Below are 19,975 nucleotides of genomic sequence, written 5' to 3'. Positions count from 1 at the left end.
TCCCCGGCTCACAGCGCCTTGCGCATCGCGCGGTGCGGCATGTCCGCGTCCGTGAACTCCGGACCGTACGCCACGTATCCGAGCCGTTCGTAGAACCCCAGCGCGTGGGTCTGCGCGTGCAGGTCCACGGCGGTCAGGCCACGCGCGCGTGCGGCGGCCTCGATGGCCCCGACGAGCGCGGCGCCGACGCCGAGCCCGCGCGCCTCGCGCGTCACGGCGAGCCGCCCGAGCGAGCCGACGGCCGGATCTCCGCCGACCTTCGCCGCGGCGGCGTCGCCCTCCAGCAGGCGCCCGGTGCCGAGGGGCACGCCGTCCTCGCGGACCGCCAGCACGTGCAGGGCGCCGGGGTCGTACACGTCGTACTCGATGTCCTGGGGGACGCCCTGCTCGCCGACGAAGACGTCCTTGCGCACCGCGAAGCAGGCCTCACGGTCGCTGGTGTTCTCCGCGACCCGCACCTCGTACGCGACGCCGCGCGCTTCCAGGGAGACTCCCGTCGCCGCGTCCGGACCGCCGCTCACGCGTTGCTCTCCTCACGGACCTTGTCGAGTGCCCGCTGGAGGTCCTCGGGGTAGCCGGTCTCGAACTCCACCCAGCGGCCGTCCGCGGGGTGCTCGAAGCCGAGCCGCACCGCGTGCAGCCACTGGCGGGTGAGGCCGAGGCGCTTGGCGAGCGTGGGGTCCGCGCCGTAGGTCAGGTCGCCGACGCAGGGGTGGCGGTGGGCGGACATGTGGACACGGATCTGGTGGGTGCGCCCGGTCTCCAGCTTGATGTCGAGCAGGGAGGCCGCGCGGAACGCCTCGATCAGGTCGTAGTGCGTGACGGAGGGCTTGCCCTCGGCCGTGACCGCCCACTTGTAGTCGTGGTTCGGGTGGCGCCCGATGGGCGCGTCGATGGTGCCGCTGGTCGGGTCCGGGTGGCCCTGGACGAGCGCGCGGTAGCGCTTGTCGACCGTGCGCTCCTTGAACTGGCGCTTGAGCGAGGTGTACGCGTACTCCGACTTGGCGACCGTCATCAGGCCGGAGGTGCCCACGTCGAGGCGGTGGACGATGCCCTGGCGCTCGGCGGCGCCGGAGGTCGAGATGCGGTAGCCGGCGGCCGCGAGACCGCCGATGACGGTCGGGCCCGACCAGCCGGGGCTGGGGTGCGCGGCCACGCCGACGGGCTTGACGATCACGAGCACGTCGTCGTCGTCATGGATGATCTCCATGCCCTCGACGGGTTCGGCGACGATCTGCACGGGCGCCGGGGCTCCGGGCATCTCGACCTCGAGCCAGGCGCCGCCGTGCACCCGCTCGGATTTGCCCACCACCGAGCCGTCGACCGTGACCTTCCCCGCCGCGGCGAGCTCTGCGGCCTTGGTACGGGAGAAGCCCAGCATGCGGGAGATGGCGGCGTCGACGCGCTCGCCCTCCAGGCCGTCGGGCACGGGCAGGGTACGGATCTCGGGAATCGTGCTCACCCGTCGAGTATGCCGGACGGCTCGGACACCGCCTGACCACAGCCCGAACGCCAGTGCCCGGCCGGAGCCGCCGCCGAGGCGTCGTACAGGCCGCGGGACGGCCCGTACGACAGCCGGGAGCGGGTCAGTCCTTGTGGACCGTGCCGTCCGGGTCCAGGCCCCGGAACGACAGCAGCACGATCAGGATGCCGCCGCAGACGATCGCGGAGTCGGCGAGGTTGAAGACGGCGAAGTGCTTGGGTGCGATGAAGTCCACGACCGCGCCCTCGAAGACGCCGGGCGAGCGGAAGACCCGGTCGGTCAGGTTGCCGAGCGCGCCGCCCAGCAGCAGGCCGAGCGCGATGGCCCACGGCACGCTGTAGAGCTTGCGGGCGAGCCGGGCGATGACGACGATCACGGCCGCCGCGATCACCGTGAAGATGATCGTGAACGCCTGGCCGAAGCCGAAGGCTGCGCCCGCGTTGCGGATCGCCTCGAACCTCAGCCAGTCCCCGAGGATGTCGATCGCGTCGTGGTGCTCCAGCTTCGCCACCACGATCATCTTGCTGACGAGATCGAGGGCGTACGCCAGCACGGCCACCGTGAAGAGCACGGCGATCCTGCGCTTGCCCCTGGGCCGCTCGGCCGGGGCCGGCGCGTCGGCGCCGGACCGGTCTCCGGGCGCCGCGTTCCCGCCGGTGTGATCCGGTTCGGCTCCCGCCGCCCCTGGAATCTCCGGCGTACCGATGATGCGCTCCGCCTCTGCCACGTGAGTGAGTCCCTCGACCTAGGTTCCTGACTGAGGACGAGGGTACGGCACACGCTCGCGGGCCCAGGCGCTCAGGAGCGCTCGGCCCCGCGAGGCGGTGCCGCTCCCTTGCGGCGACCGGGGATCAGTGCCTGCGTTCCTGCTTCTGCTTGCACTCGACGCACAGGGTGGCGCGCGGGAAGGCCTGCATACGGGCCTTGCCGATGGCGTTGCCGCAGTTCTCGCAGAGCCCGTAGGTCCCCGCGTCGAGGCGGTCCAGGGCGTGCTCGGTCTGCTCCAGCGTTTCCCGCGCGTTCGAGTTGAGCGCCATCTCGTGCTCGCGTGTGATGTTCTTCGTCCCCGTGTCCGCCTGGTCGTCGCCCGCGCCGTCGCCGGAGTCCCGCATCAGGCCCGCGAGAGCCTCCTCGGACGACGAGATCTCGGCGCGCAGCCGCAGCGCCTCCGACTGGAGCTCCGCGCGGGCCGCCCCGACCTCCTCCGGGGTCCAGGGGTCCTCTCCCGGCCGCACCGCGAGCTCACCGGGCTCGACCGCGGCGATCCTCGCCTTCGGTACGGCGGTGGCCTTCTTGGCGGCCGTGGCCGCGCCACGGGTCTTCTTCGCAACCACCGTCGTGGCTCCCGTCGTCTTCGCGGCCTCGGCCGCGCCCTGGGCCGCCGCAGCGGCCGTCTTCCTGGCCGTACCGGTGCTCTTCCTCGCCGTGCCCGTGCTCTTGCGCGCCGCGGCGGCGGACTTCCCGGACGCGGGCTTCCCCGCGGCCGTCGCCGCCTTCTTCGCGGTGGTCTTTCCGGCCGCCGTCTTCCTGCCCGCGGCCTTCGCGGACGCGCTCCCGGAGGAGGCGGACTTCGTCCCGGGCGTCTTCGTCCCGGCCGTCCTGGTCCCGGCCGTCTTCGTCCCGGCCGTCCGCGTGTTCTTCTTCCCGCCCGTTTCCCTGGCCGCCGCACTCGTGGATCTGCCCGACGCCGACTGCTGTACGGCGGTCTTCTTCGCCACCATGGCCGCGGCCCCTTCACATATTGTGATCTTGCTCGCGAATCGTGCTGGGACGATAAATCGACTTCCGGCCCGCGGCAACGGGGCCCGGCCACGATTCGCCCGCCACGCGAGCCCCGCGCGGCGAGTCTGCCTCCGTTGTGCCCAGCTCCCCGCCGGGTAATCCGCCGGGACCGGCGTCCCGGGATCCGGACGCGCGCGCCTCGCCATTCGGGTCACCGCGCAGGCCACGGCCGTGACCGGGAAAACCGGTCGGCCGACGTCCCCGGGGCGCCGTACACTGGGCCCAGCGAGAAGCGTGGATGGGGACGAGTAGCGGCGTACGCGGCCAGGAGCGACCCGGGGACGGTGGAAGCCCGGGGGCCAGCGCGACGCGAAGATCACCCCGGAGCCGCCGGCAGAACACCCCTCTGGGGCCAGTAGACCCGGCATCGCGACCCCAATGAGGGGGCTCACCGACACGAACGGCGCGTCGGAGGGCCAAGGAGGGTGGTACCGCGGGAGCGCGCCGCACACGGCGTCCGCAGCAAGACGGCTCTCGTCCCTCCGACGGAAGGCAGAAAGTCCGTTGGAGGAAGCTCGCCGATGACAGCGCCGACGTACCGCCAGGTGCCCGCCCAGGTCGACCTGCCCGCACTCGAGCACGCCGTGCTCGACTTCTGGCGTGAGCAGAAGATCTTCGCCAAGAGCCTCGAGCAGTCCGAGGGCCGGCCGGAGTGGGTGTTCTACGAGGGCCCGCCCACCGCCAACGGCATGCCGGGCGCCCACCACATCGAAGCGCGCGTCTTCAAGGACGTCTTCCCGCGCTTCCGGACCATGCGCGGCTATCACGTGGCCCGCAAGGCCGGCTGGGACTGCCACGGCCTGCCGGTCGAGCTGGCGGTCGAGAAGGAGCTCGGTTTCACCGGCAAGCAGGACATCGAGGCGTTCGGCATCGCCGAGTTCAACGACCGGTGCCGCGAGTCCGTGACCCGCCACACCGACGCGTTCACCGACCTGACGAACCGCATGGGCTACTGGGTCGACCTCGAGGACGCCTACCGGACGATGGACCCCGAGTACATCGAGTCCGTGTGGTGGTCGCTCAAGGAGATCTTCAACAAGGGCCTGCTGGTCCAGGACTACCGCGTGGCGCCCTGGTGCCCGCGCGACGAGACGGGCCTGTCGGACCACGAGCTGGCCCAGGGCTACGAGACGATCGTCGACCCCTCCGTGTACGTCCGTTTCCCGCTCACCTCCGGTCCGCTGGCGGGCCGTGCCGCGCTCCTGGTGTGGACGACCACGCCGTGGACGCTGGTGTCCAACACCGCGGTCGCCGCCCACCCGGGTGTCACCTATGTCGTCGTGACGAACGGCGAGGAGCAGCTCGTCGTCGCGCAGCCGCTCGTCGAGAAGGCGCTCGGCGAGGGCTGGGAGGCCACGGGCGAGTCCTTCACGGGTGCCGAGATGGAGCGCTGGACGTATCAACGTCCGTTCGAGCTCGTCGAGTTCCCCGAGGCCGCCCACTTCGTCGTCAACGCCGAGTACGTGACGACCGAGGACGGTACGGGTCTGGTCCACCAGTCCCCCGCCTTCGGTGAGGACGACCTCAAGGTCTGCCGCTCGTACGGCCTTCCGGTCGTGAACCCGATCCGCCCGAACGGCACCTTCGAGGAGAGCGTCCCGCTCGTGGGCGGCGTCTTCTTCAAGAAGGCGGACGAAAAGCTCACGGAGGACCTCCAGAGCCGCGGCCTCCTCTTCAAGCACGTCCCGTACGAGCACAGTTACCCGCACTGCTGGCGCTGCCACACCGCGCTCCTGTACTATGCGCAGCCGTCCTGGTACATCCGCACCACGGCCGTCAAGGACCGTCTCCTGGAGGAGAACGAGGGGACCAACTGGTTCCCGGAGTCCGTCAAGCACGGCCGCTTCGGCGACTGGCTGAACAACAACATCGACTGGGCGCTCTCGCGCAGCCGTTACTGGGGCACCCCGCTGCCGCTGTGGACCTGCGAGGAGGGCCACCTCACCTGTGTCGGCTCGCGCGCGGAGCTGTCCGAGCTGACCGGCACCGACCAGTCGGACCTCGACCCGCACCGCCCGTACATCGACGCGGTGACCTTCCCGTGCCCGCAGGACGGCTGCGGTCTGACCGCGACCCGCGTGCCCGAGGTCATCGACGCCTGGTACGACTCGGGTTCGATGCCGTTCGCGCAGTGGGGCTACCCGTACAAGAACAAGGAGATCTTCGAGAGCCGCTACCCGGCCCAGTTCATCTCCGAGGCCATCGACCAGACGCGCGGCTGGTTCTACACGCTGATGGCCGTCGGCACCCTGGTGTTCGACAAGTCCTCGTACGAGAACGTCGTATGCCTCGGCCACATCCTCGCCGAGGACGGCCGCAAGATGTCCAAGCACCTGGGCAACATCCTGCAGCCGATCCCGCTGATGGACCAGCACGGCGCCGACGCGGTGCGCTGGTTCATGGCGGCCGGCGGTTCCCCGTGGGCGGCGCGGCGCGTGGGTCACGGCACCATCCAGGAGGTCGTCCGCAAGACGCTCCTCACGTACTGGAACACCGTCGCCTTCCAGGCGCTGTACGCCCGCACCAGCGACTGGGCGCCCAGCGCGGCCGACCCGGCTCCGGCGGACCGTCCGGTCCTGGACCGCTGGCTGCTCTCCGAACTCCACGCGCTCACCGACCAGGTGACGCAGGCTCTGGAGGCGTACGACACCCAGCGGGCCGGCAAGCTCCTGTCGGCGTTCGTCGACGACCTCTCGAACTGGTACGTGCGCCGCTCCCGCCGCCGCTTCTGGCAGGGCGACAAGGCCGCGCTGCGCACGCTGCACGAGGTCGTGGAGACCGTCACGCGGCTGATGGCCCCGCTGACCCCGTTCATCACCGAGCGGGTCTGGCAGGACCTGGTCGTCCCGGTCAGCCCGGACGCCCCGGAGTCCGTGCACCTGTCGACCTGGCCCGAGGCGGACCTGTCCGTCATCGACCCGGAGCTGTCGCGCCAGATGGTGCTCGTGCGCCGTCTCGTCGAGCTCGGCCGGGCCACGCGCGCGGAGTCGGGCGTCAAAACCCGTCAGCCGCTGTCCCGCGCGCTGATCGCCGCCACCGGCTTCGCGGCGCTCGACCCCGAGCTGCACGCGCAGATCACCGAGGAACTGAATGTGAGTTCCCTCGCGTCGCTCTCCGAAGTCGGCGGCTCACTGGTCGACACCACCGCGAAGGCGAACTTCCGCGCTCTGGGCAAGCGGTTCGGCAAGGGCGTCCAGGATGTGGCGAAGGCCATCTCCCAGGCCGATGCCGCCGCCCTGTCCCTCGCCCTGCGCGAGGGCACCGCTTCGGTCGAGGTCGGCGGCGAGACCGTGACCCTCGCCCCGGACGAGGTCATCATCACGGAGACCCCGCGCGAGGGCTGGTCGGTCGCCTCGGACTCCGGCGCGACCGTCGCGCTCGACCTGGAGATCACCGAGGAGCTGCGGCAGGCGGGCCTCGCCCGTGACGCGATCCGGCTGATCCAGGAGGCCCGCAAGAACAGCGGCCTCGACGTGGCCGACCGCATCGCCCTGCGCTGGACCTCCACGGACCCGGCGGTCGTCGCGGCCCTCGGCGAGCACGCCGGTCTCATCGCCGACGAGGTCCTCGCCACGGACTTCGCCCAGGGAGAGGCCGACGGCGCCTACGGGGAGCCGTTCACCGACGAGGGCCTGTCCCTGGTGTTCCGCCTCCGCAAGGCGTGACGCGGAACACCCCACCCGCGCCGAAGGCCCGGGGCCGCCAGGATCTCCTGGCGGCCCCGGGCCTTCGCCCTTCCCGGGCCCCGTGCCGCGGCCCGGCCCCCGGTCCGTGGCGGTCCCTGAGGCTCCGCCCCGGACCCCGCTCCTCAAACGCCGGAGCCGCTGATCAAACGCCGGAGCGGCTGAGCTTTCCCCGGCCGGCCGCAGGCTGCCCGTACGGAGCGTCCGGGGCCCGCGGGTCAAGAAGGCCCATGCGCCACCGCCGGCACCCCCTGGACCCCGTACAGGCCCTTGACGGGCGCGCAAAAGGGCGGGGCCCCCGGATCTCTCCGGGGGCCCCGCCCTGAATGCTGCCGACGCCTAAGGCGTGCGAGCCGCCGTCAGTTGTCGTCCTCGTCGATGAGGAACCCGCGCATCGGCGAGGGCGCCTGCTGCATCGGCGACGGGCCCTGGGGCCGCACCGGAGCCATCGGCTGGGTCATCGCGGGCGACATCTGCTGCTGCCCGCCGTAGGACGGTCCGCCCTGCGACGGTCCACCCATGCCCCCGCCCATGCCCGGGTTGCCGCCGTAGGACGGCGCACCGGCACCCGCGGGAGCCATCGACGGCGCGGAGGACGCCGGCAGGGACGCGGCGGCCGGAGTGCGCGGCGGGGCGAGCGAGTCGTCCGCCTGCGTCTCGAGCTGACGGAGCTGCGACTCCAGGTAGGACTTCAGACGCGTGCGGTACTCGCGCTCGAAGCCGCGCAGGTCCTCGACCTTGCGCTCCAGCGTGGCGCGGGCGGACTCCAGGGAGCCCATCGCGACGCGGTGCTTCTCCTGCGCGTCCCGCTCCAGGGCGTCGGCCTTGGCACGGGCGTCCCGCTCCAGACCCTCGGCGCGGCTACGGGCCTCACCGACGATCTTGTTGGCCTCGGAGCGCGCCTCGGCGATCGCCTGGTCGGCGGTCTGCTGAGCGAGCGAGAGGACACGGGCCGCGCTGTCGCCACCGGGACCCTGCTGCGGCATGTGCTGACCGGGGCCGCCCATGGGGCCACCCATCGGACCGCCCATCGGACCCTGACCCATGGGGCCGCCCATGGGGCCACCCATCTGCTGCATCTGGCCGGGACCCTGACCCATGGGGCCCTGCCCCATCGGACCCTGACCCATGGGGCCGCCCATGGGGCCACCCATCTGCTGCATCTGGCCGGGACCCTGACCCATCGGGCCCTGACCCATCGGGCCCTGACCCATCGGACCCTGACCCATCGGACCCTGACCCATCGGACCCTGACCCATCGGACCCTGGCCCATGGGGCCCTGACCCATCGGACCCTGACCCTGCGGGCCGCCCTGGCCGCTGGGGCCGGCGGGCAGCGCGGGAGCACCGCTCGGGAGCTGAGGCGGACCACCCATGGGGCCGCCCATGCCCTGCGGCGGACCTGATATCCCGGCGGGCACAGGAGCGCCGGGCCCTCGCATACCCTGCGGCGGGCCCTGCTGGTCCTGCTGCTCCGGCGGTTTGCGCATACCCTGCTGCTGCTGGTTCTGTGCGGCCGCGCGCGTGGCGGCGGCCAGCTTGGCGCGCAGGTCCTCGTTCTCGCGGAGCAGGCGAGTCAGTTCGGCTTCGACCTCGTCGAGGAAGGCATCGACCTCGTCCTCGTCATAGCCTTCTCGGAGGCGGACGGTCGTGAACTGTTTGTTCCGCACGTCCTCGGGGGTCAACGGCATCTCTTCACCTCAACGTAGTCGTCGGCATTCGGCAAGACCGTATCGTTCACATCGCTCACATCACGCTCTGCGTAAGTCTGATCAAGATGAAGACGATGATCAGCAGTACGAAGAAGGACAGGTCAAGCGCCACGCCCCCGAGACGCAACGGCGGAATGAACCGCCGCAGAAGCTTGAGCGGTGGATCGGTGACAGTGTAGGTGGCCTCCAGAACGACCACCATCGGCTTGCCGGGTTGCCATGAGCGGGCGAACTGGAAGACGTAGTCCATGACCAACCGGAAAATCAGCACGATGAGGAAGCACATCAGCGCGATGTAGAAGACCTGCCCGACCACGCTCATGATCCGTGCTTCCCTCTCCCCTGTTTCCCATGCGGTGTTTCCGGTCCTGCGTCTCAGCTCTGGTTGAAGAACCCGCCCTCTGCGATGCGGGCCTTGTCCTCCGCCGTGACATCGACGTTAGCAGGCGACAACAGGAACACCTTCTGCGTCACCCGCTCGATGCTGCCGTGGAGACCGAACACCAAACCGGCGGCGAAGTCGACAAGTCGCTTCGCGTCGGTGTCGTCCATCTCGGTCAGGTTCATGATCACCGGGGTGCCCTCACGGAAGTGTTCCCCGATGGTACGGGCCTCGTTGTACGTCCGGGGGTGCAGCGTGGTGATCCGGTACGGCTCTCGTTCCGACACGACCTTGGGCATGATCACCGGGGCGTTCTTCTCCAGGCTCTGACGTTCTTGTGTGATGGACGCCACGGGGGCGATGCGCGCCGGACGCCCGGACTCCGCGGCGAGCGACGCGGAATGCGGCACCGGGTCGCGGGGCGCCGAGGGCTGTACCACTCGTACCGGTTCGTCCCTTTGGGACAAGTGCGCCTGATGTGACTGGTGCGGCGGTTCATGCCGTCGCCGGTCGCGCTCGGGCTCCGGGTCGAGCTCGGGCTCGAAGTCGTCGTCTGGGTCGAATCCTCTGCCGTCGTACCCATCGTCCTCCACGAGGCCGAGGTAGACCGCCATCTTGCGCATCGCGCCGGCCATGCTCTGAGTCCTCCGCTCTGTGGTGGATCGGCTGACGAATTGCCAAGTGCCCGCGATCCACGAGGTCGTTATGCCCGCATTTGGCGGTAATGACCATATTTTCTGCTGTGGTCCGACTTCTTGGCGACGTTACCGGAGGCCGGGTCGGACTCCGAGTACCGCAGTACCGACGCGTACATGTGTCGCTCCGGCCGCCACAGCCTGTTCGAGATCCGAGCTCATCCCTGCCGAGACCATGTTCGCAGCCGGATGGGCCCGGCGTACGGCAGTCGACAAATCCATCAGCCGCCCGAACGCCTCTTGTCGGCGCCCCGCGTAGACGCCGGTGAGCGGAGCGACGGTCATCAGCCCGTCGAACCGGAGCCCCGGGGACCGCGCGACGAGGTCGGCCAACTCCTCTACCCCGCCGACCCCCACGCCTCCGCGCTCACCGCGGCCGCTCTCCTGCGCGTCCAGCGCGACCTGGACGAGGCATCCCACTTCGCGCTCCGCCCGCACCGCCTCCTTCGAGAGGGCCGTGACGAGACGGGAACGGTCGATGGACTGCACGAAATCCGCGTAACCAACCACAGAACGCACCTTGTTGGTCTGCAATTGACCGACAAAATGCCACGACAGCGGCAGATCCGAGCACTCCGCGCTCTTGGGCGCAGCGTCCTGGTCCCGGTTCTCGGCAACGTGACGCACACCGAGTTCGGACAGGATCCGCACATCGCGGGCGGGATAGGTCTTGGTGACCACGATCAGGGTCACTTCTTCGCGCTTGCGCCCGGCGGCCGTGCACGCCGCCGTGATGCGTTCTTCCACTTTCGCCAGATTCGCGGCGAGTTGAGCCTTACGGTCCGTCATGCCCCATCAGTCCAGCCAGACATAACCGGCGAGCCGCCCGGTCGTGCGGTCCCGTCGGTACGAGAAGTGGTCACCCGATTCGATCGTGCACACCGGCGACTGCTCCCGGTCGCGCACTCCGAGCCGTTCGAGCTGCGCGTGCACCCCGGCGGTCACATCGACCGCGGGCGTCCCCCACCGGGTCTCGGCGTAGGCCGCGGGTTCCACGGCGGCGACCTCGGTGCGCATCGCGTCCGGCACCTCGTAGCACCGTCCGCAGACGGCGGGTCCGGTGCGGGCGACGATCCTGGCCGGGTCGGCGCCGAGTTCCACCATGGCCCGTACGGCCGCGGGAACCACGCCTGCGATCATGCCGGGCCGTCCCGCGTGCGCTGCGGCTGCCACCCCGGCGACGGGGTCGGCCAGCAGCACGGGCGTGCAGTCGGCGGTGAGGACGGCGAGCGCCAGCCCCCGCCGCGCCGTGACGATCGCGTCGACGGCGGGGATCTCCGAGGCGCCCCAGGGCTCCTCGACGACGGCCACGTCGGGCCCGTGCACCTGGTTCATCCAGACGACCCGGGCCGGGTCGAGCCCGAGTGTCTTGGCGGCCAGTTCCCGGTTGGCGCGTACGGCGCCGGGGTCGTCGCCGACCGCCCCGCCGAGGTTGAGCTCCTCGTACGGAACGGCGCTCACCCCGCCCCACCTGTCGGTGAAGGCGAAGTGGGCGCCGCCCACGGTGCTCGCGGCGGAGCGCTGTCCTATCACTTCAGGAAGTCCGGCACGTCCAGTTCCTCGGCCGCGCTGTCCGAGTAGGAGCGGGACGGCGGGACCGGCGGGGACACCGGCAGCTCGCTGACCGGCTCCGGAGCGGGCTCCGGAGCCGGCTCCTTGGGCGTGACGCTGCCGAGCGAACCGAAGGACGGGCGGCTGTCGGCCGGACGCGACGGCACGGGGTCGTCGCGTCGGGCCGAGGCCGAGCCGAGGACGTTGTCCCGCTTGGCCGGCGGCTGACCGCCGTCGAAGCCGGCGGCGATGACGGTGACCCGCACCTCGTCGCCGAGAGCGTCGTCGATCACCGCGCCGAAGATGATGTTGGCCTCGGGGTGCGCCGCCTCGCTGACGAGCTGGGCCGCTTCGTTGATCTCGAACAGGCCGAGGTCGGAGCCGCCGGAGATGGACAGCAGGACGCCGCGGGCGCCGTCGATGGAGGCTTCCAGCAGCGGCGAGGAGATGGCCATCTCGGCCGCCGCCACCGCGCGGTCGTCGCCGCGGGCGGAGCCGATGCCCATGAGCGCCGAACCGGCCTCGGACATGACGGACTTGACGTCGGCGAAGTCCAGGTTGATCAGGCCGGGCGTGGTGATGAGGTCCGTGATGCCCTGGACACCGGAGAGCAGGACCTGGTCCGCCGACTTGAAGGCGTCGAGGACGGAGACCTGGCGGTCCGAGATGGACAGCAGCCGGTCGTTCGGGATGACGATGAGGGTGTCGACCTCTTCGCGGAGTTCCGCGATGCCGTCCTCGGCCTGGTTGGCGCGGCGCCGGCCCTCGAAGGTGAACGGGCGGGTGACCACGCCGATGGTGAGGGCGCCCAGCGAGCGGGCGATGTTGGCCACGACGGGCGCGCCGCCGGTGCCGGTGCCGCCACCCTCTCCGGCCGTCACGAAGACCATGTCGGCCCCCTTGAGGACCTCCTCGATCTCCTCGCGGTGGTCCTCGGCGGCCTTGCGGCCGACGGCCGGGTTGGCTCCGGCCCCGAGGCCGCGGGTGAGTTCCCGGCCGACGTCGAGCTTGACGTCGGCGTCGCTCATCAACAGCGCCTGTGCGTCGGTGTTGATGGCGATGAACTCGACACCCTTGAGACCGACCTCGATCATCCGGTTGATGGCATTGACACCACCGCCGCCGACACCGATGACTTTGATGACTGCGAGGTAGTTCTGCGGTGCTGCCACGTCGAAGGCCTCTCGCCTCGAGTTACGTGTCGCCGCCTCGCACGCTCGCGATCCGACGACTGATGCCGAATGGGACGGTCCGAACGCCGACCCGAACCCTAACGCTGAAGTTTAGGGTTACCAGTGTGTCTGTTCCTTGGACTCTTCCGAACAGGACACTAAGTCGACAAGTGGCGCGCGTTCAACGAACACGCCGAACCTCCCGTTTTTCTTTTCACCCTATGTGATCAGGCCGAGCACTGCCCAACCAGGGTGCTGGCCTGCATCGATGCGAGTCAACTGCTGGACGATGCGGGGGCGGTGGGGGCACTTACGTCGAAGTGCCGGGCCCCGGAATCGGCTTTCATGAGAGCAAGGAGCGTCCTGGCCTTCGCCCGGCCCTTCTCCGCGCTGCCCCACTCGACGGTCCGGCCGCCCGTCAACTCCAGCGAGACGGCGTCGTAGGAACGGACCTTGAGAGTACGGGTGTCGCGGGCGACCCGGTCCGGGATGCCCCCGGCGATCCGCACCGCCTCGCGCACGAGCCGGTCGGCGGGGAAGCGGCGCGCCGCGGCGCCCTTGGACACCGCCAACTCCAGGACGGGCACGCCCTTCGGGGCCTCGGAAACCGTGGCGAACCGGACGCCCTTGGCGTCCACTTCGACGAACTTCGCGCCTTTTCCGACGATAAGGACCGGAGTCCGTTCGATCACTCTCAGACCGATTCCGTGCGGCCAGGACCGGACGACCTCGACCGAGTCGATCCGGGGCAATTCCCTGAGCAGCCGCGCCTCGATGGCGTCCGTGTCGACGGAGACCAGCGGGGATCCGACCGGCACACCGGCCGCTTCGCGCACCTGCGCGGGGGTCAGTACCCGCGTCCCGGAGACGGACACGCGTTCCGTGCGCAGCCAGGAGGAACCGTAGAGGATCCACACCGCGGCGGATCCGGTCAACACCACCGCGAGCAAAAGGATGATGAGCCTACGAAGGCGGCGGAGCCGCCCGACGAGGGGCGGCCGGGGCGGGCCGGACTCCAGCTTCTGCCGTTCACCGCGCTCGGCGGTACTCGGTCCGGCCACGCTCCCTGCCTTCCCTCATGCGGTCCTAGTGCCGGCGCGAGGCGATCGCCTCGTACACCATGCCGACGAGCAGGTCGTCGGCGTCGCGTCGGCCGAACTCGCTGGCGGCGACCGACATCTCGTACAGGCGGTGCGGGTCGGCGAGCACGGGCAGCACGTTCTGCTGCAGCCACTGCGGGGTCAGCTCCGCGTCGTCGACCAGCAGTCCGCCGCCGGCCTTGACCACCGGCTGGGCGTTCAGCCGCTGTTCGCCGTTGCCGATGGGCAGCGGGACGTAGGCGGCGGGCAGTCCGACGGCGGAGAGTTCGGCGACGGTCATCGCGCCCGCGCGGCAGAGCATCATGTCGGCCGCAGCGTACGCGAGATCCATCCGGTCCACGTACGGTACCGGGATGTACGGGGGCATCCCCGGCATCTGGTGCACCTGCGGCAGTTCGTTCTTCGGGCCGACCGCGTGCAGGATCTGGATTCCGGCCTGCTGGAGGTACGGAGCGGCCTGCTGGACCACCTCGTTGAGGCGGCGGGCGCCCTGCGAGCCGCCCGACACGAGCAGCGTCGGCAGGTGCGGGTCGAGTCCGAACGCGGCGCGCGCCTCGGGCCGTACGGCGGCCCGGTCGAGGGTGGCGATGGTGCGGCGCAGCGGGATGCCGATGTAACGGGCCCCGCGGAGCTTGTTGTCGGGCGTGGAGACGGCGACCTGGGCCGCGTACCGCGATCCGATCTTGTTGGCGAGTCCGGGCCGGGCGTTGGCCTCGTGGATGACGATCGGCACGCCGAGGCGCTTGGCCGCCAGGTAGCCGGGCAGGGCCACGTAGCCGCCGAAGCCGACGACCGCGTCCGCCTTGGTCCGCTCCAGGATCTGCTCGACGGCCTTGATCGTGCCGCGCAGCCGCCCGGGGACGGTGATCAGCTCGGGGGTGGGCCTGCGCGGCAGCGGTACGGCCGGGATCAGCGCCAGTTCGTAACCGCGCTCGGGTACGAGGCGGGTCTCCAGGCCCCGTTCCGTGCCCAGGGCCGTGATCCCCACGGTGGGGTCCTGCCTGCGCAGGGCGTCCGCGAGGGCGAGCGCGGGCTCGATGTGGCCGGCGGTCCCCCCGCCGGCGAGTACGACATGCACCGAAATTCACCGCTCTCCGGACGAACGCGCCGCAGAGGCACGCCGTCGCATCGTGTTCCATCTCCGGGGCCCCGCGGCCCTTGCGGACTCTCTCACCGCACCCCGCTTTCTGCCAAAGCGGGGTTGCCGCATGGCGAGAGCCGCCCGCGCAGCGGGGTCGTCACGCGCGAACGCGATCAACAGCCCGATGGCGAACATGGTCGGCAGCAGGGCGGAACCTCCGTAGGAGAACAGCGGGAGCGGGACACCGGCGATCGGCAGCAGACCGAGCACCGCACCGATGTTGATCACGGCCTGGGCCGTGATCCAGGTGGTCACGCCTCCCGCGGCATACCTCACGAAGGGGTCCTCCGTGCGTCCGGCCACGCGGATACCCGCATAGCCTAGAGCCGCGAAGAGAGCGAGCACCGACAGCGTCCCCGCGAGGCCCAGTTCCTCCCCAGTGATGGCGAAGATGAAGTCGGTGTGCGCTTCGGGCAGTTGGCCCCATTTCTCCACACTGGCGCCGAGGCCGGAGCCGAAGAGCCCGCCGGAGGCGAGGGCGTAGATGCCGTGCACGGCCTGCCAGCAGGTGTCGTGCGGCCCCGGCTCGGTCGCGCCGATGCAGGCCAGCCTGGACATGCGGTTGGGGCTGGTCTTGATGAGCAGGAAGCCGATCGCCAGGGCGACGGAGAGCACGCCCACGAACAGCCGGGTGGGCGCTCCGGCCAGCCACAGCAGCCCGAACAGGATGGCCGTGAGGATGATCGCCGTTCCCATGTCCCCGCCGAGCATGATCAGGCCGAGCAGCATGAACGCGGCGGGCACGAGCGGCACCAGCATGTGCTTCCACTGGGTCAGCAGCCGCTTGTCCTGTTTGCGGGCGAGCAGATCGGCTCCCCAGAGCACGAGCGCGAGCTTGCCGAACTCGCTGGGCTGGATCTGGAACGAGCCGCCGAGGGAGATCCAGTTCTGGTTGCCGTTGACCGAGAGTCCTATCCCGGGCACCTGCACCAGGACCATCATGAAGACGGCTCCGGCCAGGATCGGGTAGGCCAGCGCCCGGTGCAGTCTCACCGGCATCCGGGAGGCGGCGAACAGCAGCACACCGCCGATCAGGGCGGCGAGGAACTGCTTGCGGAAGAAGAACGACCCGGGCAGCGAGAGCTGGAGCGCCGTGATCTGCGAGGCCGAGTAGACCATCACGAGCCCCAGCACGGTGATCAGCAGGCTGCCTCCGAGGATCAGGTAGTACGCGGTCAGCGGCCGGTCCCAGGCCTTTTGGGCACGCAGGTGGAGACGGCGTACGGGATTGTCGCGGAGCGCCCCGGCGGCGGCGGGCCGGCCGGCCCGCCGCACGGGAGGGCGGCCGGTGCGGCTAGCCGGCATCGGGGTCTTCGGTCCACAGCGATGTCACGCGTCCGTCCCTCCCAGGTCCGCCCGGCCAGGCAACCGGGTCAGGCGCCGAGTTCGCGGACCGCCTCCGCGAACGCGTCACCGCGCTTGTTGTAGTTGGCGAACATGTCCATGGACGCGCAGGCCGGGGCCAGCAGTACCGTGTCCCCGGGCTCGGCGAGCCTCCTGGCCTCCTGGACAGCCGCGAGCATCGCCCCAGTGTCGGTCCGGTCGAGGTCGACGACCGGTACCTCGGGGGCGTGTCGCGCCAGGGCTTCGCGGATCAGCGCGCGGTCCGCGCCGATCAGCACGACGCCCCTCAGCCGCTTCGCCGACCGGGCGACGAGCTCGTCGAAGGTCGCGCCCTTGGCGAGCCCTCCGGCGATCCACACGATCGACTCGTAGGCGGCCAAGGAGGCTTCCGCGGCATGCGTGTTGGTGGCCTTGGAGTCGTCGACGTAGGCGACCTCGTCCACGTCGGCCACGTGCGCGATGCGGTGCGCGTCCGGTGTGAAGGCCCGCAGTCCGTCCCGTACGGCCTTGGGAGGCACCCCGAAGGCGCGCGCGAGGGCCGCCGCGGCAAGGGCGTTGGCGACGTTGTGCGGGGCGGGCGGAGTGACGTCGGAGACCTCCGCCAGCTCCTGGGCGTTCTTCTGCCGGTTCTCGACGAAGGCGCGGTCGACCAGGATGCCGTCCACGACGCCGAGTTGGGAGGGCCCCGGAGCGCCGAGGGTGAAGCCGACGGCGCGGCAGCCCTCCTCGACGTCCGCGGCGCGCACCAGGTCCTCGGTGGCCTTGTCGGCCACGTTGTAGACGCACGCGACCCGATTGCCCTCGTAGATACGGCCCTTGTCGGCGGCGTACGCCTCCATGGAGCCGTGCCAGTCGAGATGGTCGGGCGCGAGGTTCAGCACGACCCCGGAGTGGGCGCGCAGCGAGGGCGCCCAGTGGAGCTGGTAGCTGGAGAGTTCGACCGCGAGGACGTCGTACTCCTCCTCGCCGAGGACGGCGTCGAGGAGCGAGACACCGATGTTGCCGACCGCCGCGGTGCGCAGGCCCGCCGCCTTCAGGATGGAGGCGAGCATCTGGACGGTCGTGGTCTTGCCGTTGGTGCCGGTGACCGCGAGCCAGGGAGCCGGCTTCCTGCCGTCCAGTTCCCGCAGCCGCCAGGCGAGTTCGACGTCGCCCCAGACCGGGACGCCCGCCGCGGCGGCCGCGGTGAACAGCGGCTTGTCCGGCTGCCAGCCGGGCGCGGTCACGATGAGCTCGGTGCCCTCGGGCAGGGTCGCGCCGTCACCGAGGCGCACGGTGACGCCGAGTGCCTCCAGGTCCGCGGCCTGGGCACGTGCCCGTTCGTCGTCTCCGTCGTTGACGACGGTGACGAGGGCGCCGAGGCCGTGCAGGACCTTGGCCGCCGGGATGCCCGAGACGCCGAGGCCGGCGACGGTGACGTGCTTTCCCTGCCAGTTGGTCACTTCTTGGCTGCCCATCCTGCGTAGAAGAGGCCGAGACCGACGATCACGCAGATGCCCTGGATGATCCAGAATCGGACCACCACAAGGACCTCGGACCAGCCCTTGAGTTCGAAGTGGTGCTGGAGCGGGGCCATCCGGAAGACGCGCTTCCCGGTCAGCTTGAAGGAGCCGACCTGGATGACCACCGACATGGTGATGAGGACGAACAGGCCGCCCATGATGGCCACCAGCAGCTCGGTGCGGGAGAGGATGGCCAGGCCGGTGAGGACACCACCGAGGGCGAGCGAACCCGTGTCGCCCATGAAGATCTTGGCGGGCGACGTGTTCCACCACAGGAAGCCCAGGCAGGCGCCCATCAGGGCGGAGGCCACGACGGCCAGGTCGAGCGGATCGCGCACCTCGTAGCAGGCGCCCGGGTTGGTCAGGGTCGTCGCGTTGGCGCAGGACTCCTGGAACTGCCAGACGCCGATGAACGTGTAGGCGCCGAAGACGAGGACGGAGGCGCCGGTGGCGAGGCCGTCCAGACCGTCGGTCAGGTTCACGCCGTTCGACATCGCCAGGATCATGAACAGCGCCCAGATCACGAACAGCACCGGGCCGAGCTTCCAGCCGAAGTCGGTGATGAACGACAGCTTGGTGGAGGCCGGGGTGTTGCCGCGGTTGTCGGCGAACATCAGGGCCAGCACCGCGAAGCTGATGCCGACGATGAGCTGTCCGGCCATCTTCGCCTTGGCCCGCAGGCCGAGCGAACGCCGCTTGACGATCTTGATGTAGTCGTCCAGGAAACCGACCATGCCCATGCCGAACATCAGCCCGAGGACCAGCAGACCCGAATAGGTCGGCGGGTAACCGGTGATGAGCTTGCTCAGGAAGTACGCGGCGATCGTCGCCAGGATGAAGGCGATACCACCCATCGTCGGCGTACCGCGCTTGCTGGCGTGCTCGCGCGGGCCGTCGTCGCGGATGTACTGGCCGTAGCCCTTCTTGGCCAGCAGTTTGATCAGCAGCGGCGTGCCGGCCAGGGTCAGGAACAGACCGAGGACTCCCGCGAACAGGATCTGCTTCATCATCGGGCGGAAACCTCACCCTCGGTACCGTCGGCGAGCAGCGCGAGCGCCACCCGTTCCAGCCCGACGGACCTGGACGCCTTCACGAGCACGACGTCCCCTGGGCGCAGCTCGCTGCGCAACAGGTCGACAGCCGCCTGTGCGTCGGACACGTGCACCGACTCCTCACCCCACGAACCCTCGTTATATGCGCCCAGTTGCAGCCAGGACGCTTCCCTGCCCCCGACCGCGACGAGCTTGCCGACATTGAGCCGGACGGCAAGCCGTCCGACCGCGTCGTGCTCGGCGAGCGCCTCGTCCCCGAGCTCGGCCATCTGACCGAGCACCGCCCACGTACGACCCCCTTGTGCCTGACGGGCTTTGCCCATCGCGGCGAGCGCGCGCAGGGCGGCCCGCATGGACTCGGGGTTCGCGTTGTAGGCGTCGTTGACGACCGTCACGCCGTCCGGACGCTCGGTGACCTCCATCCGCCAGCGGGAGAGGGAGCCCGCCTCGGAGAGCGCGCGGGCGATCTCGTCTGCGGACATGCCCAGCTCATGGGCGACGGCGGCCGCGGCGAGCGCGTTCGACACGTGGTGCTCACCGTACAGGCGCATGGTCACATCACTGCACCCGGAGGGTGTGCGAAGACTGAAGGAAGGCTGTCCGCTCTCCGTGAGCCGGACGTTCTCGGCCCGTACGTCCGCTTCGCCGGACTCTCCGAAGAGGATCACGCGCGCTTTCGTGCGCGACGCCATGGCGCGTACGAGGGGGTCGTCCGCGTTGAGGATCGCGGCGCCGTCCTCGGGGAGGCTCTCGACGAGCTCGCCCTTTGCTTGCGCGATCTGTTCGCGGCCGCCGAACTCGCCGATGTGGGCGGTGCCGACGTTGAGGACGAGACCGATCCTCGGCGGGGTGAGCTCCGTCAGGTAGCGGATGTGGCCGATGCCGCGGGCACCCATCTCCAGCACGAGGAACTTCGTCTCCTCGGTGGCGCTGAGCGCGGTGAGCGGCAGTCCGATCTCGTTGTTGAGGGAGCCTGGGGTGAAGACGGTCGGCGCCTTGCTCCGCAGCACCTGGGCGATCAGGTCCTTGGTGCTGGTCTTGCCCGCGGAGCCGGTGAGGGCCACGAGGGTCGCGCCGAGCCGTTCGACGACATGGCGGGCGAGGGCGCCGAGGGCCGTCTGCACGTCGTCGACGACGATGGCTGGCACGCCGACGGGGCGGGACGCCAGGACGGCGGCCGCGCCGGCCTCGATCACCGCCCCGGCGTAGTCGTGGCCGTCCACGCGTTCGCCGACGAAGGCGACGAAGAGGCTGCCGGACTCCACTTCACGGGAGTCTCTGACGACCGGTCCGGTGACCTGTAGCCCCGGATCCGGTATGTCGTACGTCTGCCCGCCGACGACTGCTGCGATCTCGGCGAGGGAGAGGGCGATCAC

At 70.3% G+C, this 19,975-nt stretch carries 18 protein-coding genes; 2 read left to right on the top strand and 16 right to left on the bottom strand.

Annotated elements, in window-relative coordinates; translation table 11 throughout:
- Positions 1–8: 8 nt before the first annotated feature.
- The 4 genes from ACWEBX_RS04300 to ACWEBX_RS04285 all read right to left on the bottom strand — a co-directional run bounded on the left by ACWEBX_RS04300 (position 9) and on the right by ACWEBX_RS04285 (position 2,817).
- On the bottom strand, positions 9–485 hold the full coding sequence (locus ACWEBX_RS04300; RefSeq protein WP_451883446.1) for a GNAT family N-acetyltransferase: 477 nt from the start codon (positions 483–485) through the stop codon (positions 9–11).
- Between the two features lie 32 nt (positions 486–517).
- On the bottom strand, positions 518–1,462 hold the full coding sequence (locus tag ACWEBX_RS04295; protein WP_451883378.1) for an RluA family pseudouridine synthase: 945 nt from the start codon (positions 1,460–1,462) through the stop codon (positions 518–520).
- 124 nt (positions 1,463–1,586) lie between these two features.
- A complete protein-coding gene (gene lspA / locus ACWEBX_RS04290) occupies positions 1,587–2,210 on the bottom strand; it encodes a signal peptidase II (protein WP_451883377.1) in 624 nt (207 codons plus the stop codon).
- 124 nt (positions 2,211–2,334) lie between these two features.
- Positions 2,335–2,817, bottom strand: coding sequence for a TraR/DksA family transcriptional regulator (locus ACWEBX_RS04285; RefSeq protein ID WP_451883376.1), 483 nt, complete (start codon positions 2,815–2,817; stop codon positions 2,335–2,337).
- Between ACWEBX_RS04285 and ACWEBX_RS04280 the strand changes: the two genes are divergently transcribed.
- Both ACWEBX_RS04280 and ileS read left to right on the top strand, forming a co-directional pair.
- Complete coding sequence (locus ACWEBX_RS04280; protein WP_451883375.1) at positions 2,786–3,364, top strand: hypothetical protein; 579 nt, start codon at positions 2,786–2,788, stop codon at positions 3,362–3,364. The two genes, ACWEBX_RS04285 and ACWEBX_RS04280, sit on opposite strands and share 32 nt — an antisense overlap.
- A gap of 422 nt (positions 3,365–3,786) precedes the next feature.
- Positions 3,787–6,930 carry an isoleucine--tRNA ligase gene (ileS, locus tag ACWEBX_RS04275; protein WP_451883374.1) on the top strand — a complete coding sequence of 1,048 codons (3,144 nt, stop codon included), beginning with the start codon at positions 3,787–3,789 and terminating at the stop codon, positions 6,928–6,930.
- Positions 6,931–7,307: 377 nt separating this feature from the next.
- Here the strand turns inward: ileS and ACWEBX_RS04270 are convergent, their stop codons facing one another.
- The 12 genes from ACWEBX_RS04270 to ACWEBX_RS04215 all read right to left on the bottom strand — a co-directional run bounded on the left by ACWEBX_RS04270 (position 7,308) and on the right by ACWEBX_RS04215 (position 19,975).
- Positions 7,308–8,639, bottom strand: coding sequence for a DivIVA domain-containing protein (locus tag ACWEBX_RS04270; protein WP_451883373.1), 1,332 nt, complete (start codon positions 8,637–8,639; stop codon positions 7,308–7,310).
- Between the two features lie 55 nt (positions 8,640–8,694).
- Positions 8,695–8,982, bottom strand: coding sequence for a YggT family protein (locus tag ACWEBX_RS04265; RefSeq protein WP_451883372.1), 288 nt, complete (start codon positions 8,980–8,982; stop codon positions 8,695–8,697).
- Positions 8,983–9,035: 53 nt separating this feature from the next.
- Positions 9,036–9,677, bottom strand: coding sequence for a cell division protein SepF (locus ACWEBX_RS04260; protein WP_451883371.1), 642 nt, complete (start codon positions 9,675–9,677; stop codon positions 9,036–9,038).
- Between the two features lie 129 nt (positions 9,678–9,806).
- Positions 9,807–10,526 carry a YggS family pyridoxal phosphate-dependent enzyme gene (locus ACWEBX_RS04255; RefSeq protein ID WP_451883370.1) on the bottom strand — a complete coding sequence of 240 codons (720 nt, stop codon included), beginning with the start codon at positions 10,524–10,526 and terminating at the stop codon, positions 9,807–9,809.
- 6 nt (positions 10,527–10,532) lie between these two features.
- The gene (pgeF, locus tag ACWEBX_RS04250) at positions 10,533–11,270 is read right to left on the bottom strand and encodes a peptidoglycan editing factor PgeF (RefSeq protein ID WP_451883369.1); all 738 of its coding nucleotides are present in this window, start codon (positions 11,268–11,270) and stop codon (positions 10,533–10,535) included.
- Complete coding sequence (gene ftsZ / locus ACWEBX_RS04245) at positions 11,267–12,460, bottom strand: cell division protein FtsZ (RefSeq protein ID WP_451883368.1); 1,194 nt, start codon at positions 12,458–12,460, stop codon at positions 11,267–11,269. Before ftsZ ends, pgeF begins: the two co-directional genes overlap by 4 nt.
- A 275-nt stretch (positions 12,461–12,735) precedes the next feature.
- On the bottom strand, positions 12,736–13,521 hold the full coding sequence (locus ACWEBX_RS04240; protein WP_451883367.1) for a cell division protein FtsQ/DivIB: 786 nt from the start codon (positions 13,519–13,521) through the stop codon (positions 12,736–12,738).
- Between the two features lie 25 nt (positions 13,522–13,546).
- Positions 13,547–14,638, bottom strand: a complete 1,092-nt coding sequence (gene murG, locus ACWEBX_RS04235; protein ID WP_451883366.1) for an undecaprenyldiphospho-muramoylpentapeptide beta-N-acetylglucosaminyltransferase — start codon at positions 14,636–14,638, stop codon at positions 13,547–13,549.
- 6 nt (positions 14,639–14,644) lie between these two features.
- On the bottom strand, positions 14,645–16,006 hold the full coding sequence (ftsW, locus tag ACWEBX_RS04230) for a putative lipid II flippase FtsW (RefSeq protein ID WP_451883365.1): 1,362 nt from the start codon (positions 16,004–16,006) through the stop codon (positions 14,645–14,647).
- 68 nt (positions 16,007–16,074) lie between these two features.
- Positions 16,075–17,502: a UDP-N-acetylmuramoyl-L-alanine--D-glutamate ligase gene (murD, locus tag ACWEBX_RS04225; RefSeq protein WP_451883364.1), complete on the bottom strand. Its 1,428-nt coding sequence runs from the start codon at positions 17,500–17,502 to the stop codon at positions 16,075–16,077.
- Positions 17,484–18,554, bottom strand: coding sequence for a phospho-N-acetylmuramoyl-pentapeptide-transferase (mraY, locus tag ACWEBX_RS04220; RefSeq protein ID WP_451883445.1), 1,071 nt, complete (start codon positions 18,552–18,554; stop codon positions 17,484–17,486). Before mraY ends, murD begins: the two co-directional genes overlap by 19 nt.
- A complete protein-coding gene (locus ACWEBX_RS04215; RefSeq protein ID WP_451883363.1) occupies positions 18,554–19,975 on the bottom strand; it encodes a UDP-N-acetylmuramoyl-tripeptide--D-alanyl-D-alanine ligase in 1,422 nt (473 codons plus the stop codon). Before ACWEBX_RS04215 ends, mraY begins: the two co-directional genes overlap by 1 nt.

It is taken from the genome of Streptomyces sp. NPDC005070, assembly GCF_053600395.1.
The sequence above is the reverse complement of the archived record's forward strand: the minus strand, read 5'-3'. Positions and strand labels throughout refer to the sequence as shown.

What these genes read in the sequence shown, in the direction of transcription:
- mraY (WP_451883445.1), bottom strand. Translation starts at nt 18,554, where the DNA reads ATGAAGCAGATCCTGTTCGCGGGAGTCCTCGGTCTGTTCCTGACCCTG.
- ftsW (WP_451883365.1), bottom strand. Translation starts at nt 16,006, where the DNA reads ATGCCGGCTAGCCGCACCGGCCGCCCTCCCGTGCGGCGGGCCGGCCGG.
- ACWEBX_RS04260 (WP_451883371.1), bottom strand. Translation starts at nt 9,677, where the DNA reads ATGGCCGGCGCGATGCGCAAGATGGCGGTCTACCTCGGCCTCGTGGAG.
- ileS (WP_451883374.1), top strand. Translation starts at nt 3,787, where the DNA reads ATGACAGCGCCGACGTACCGCCAGGTGCCCGCCCAGGTCGACCTGCCC.
- ACWEBX_RS04265 (WP_451883372.1), bottom strand. Translation starts at nt 8,982, where the DNA reads ATGAGCGTGGTCGGGCAGGTCTTCTACATCGCGCTGATGTGCTTCCTC.
- ACWEBX_RS04270 (WP_451883373.1), bottom strand. Translation starts at nt 8,639, where the DNA reads ATGCCGTTGACCCCCGAGGACGTGCGGAACAAACAGTTCACGACCGTC.
- murD (WP_451883364.1), bottom strand. Translation starts at nt 17,502, where the DNA reads ATGGGCAGCCAAGAAGTGACCAACTGGCAGGGAAAGCACGTCACCGTC.
- ACWEBX_RS04255 (WP_451883370.1), bottom strand. Translation starts at nt 10,526, where the DNA reads ATGACGGACCGTAAGGCTCAACTCGCCGCGAATCTGGCGAAAGTGGAA.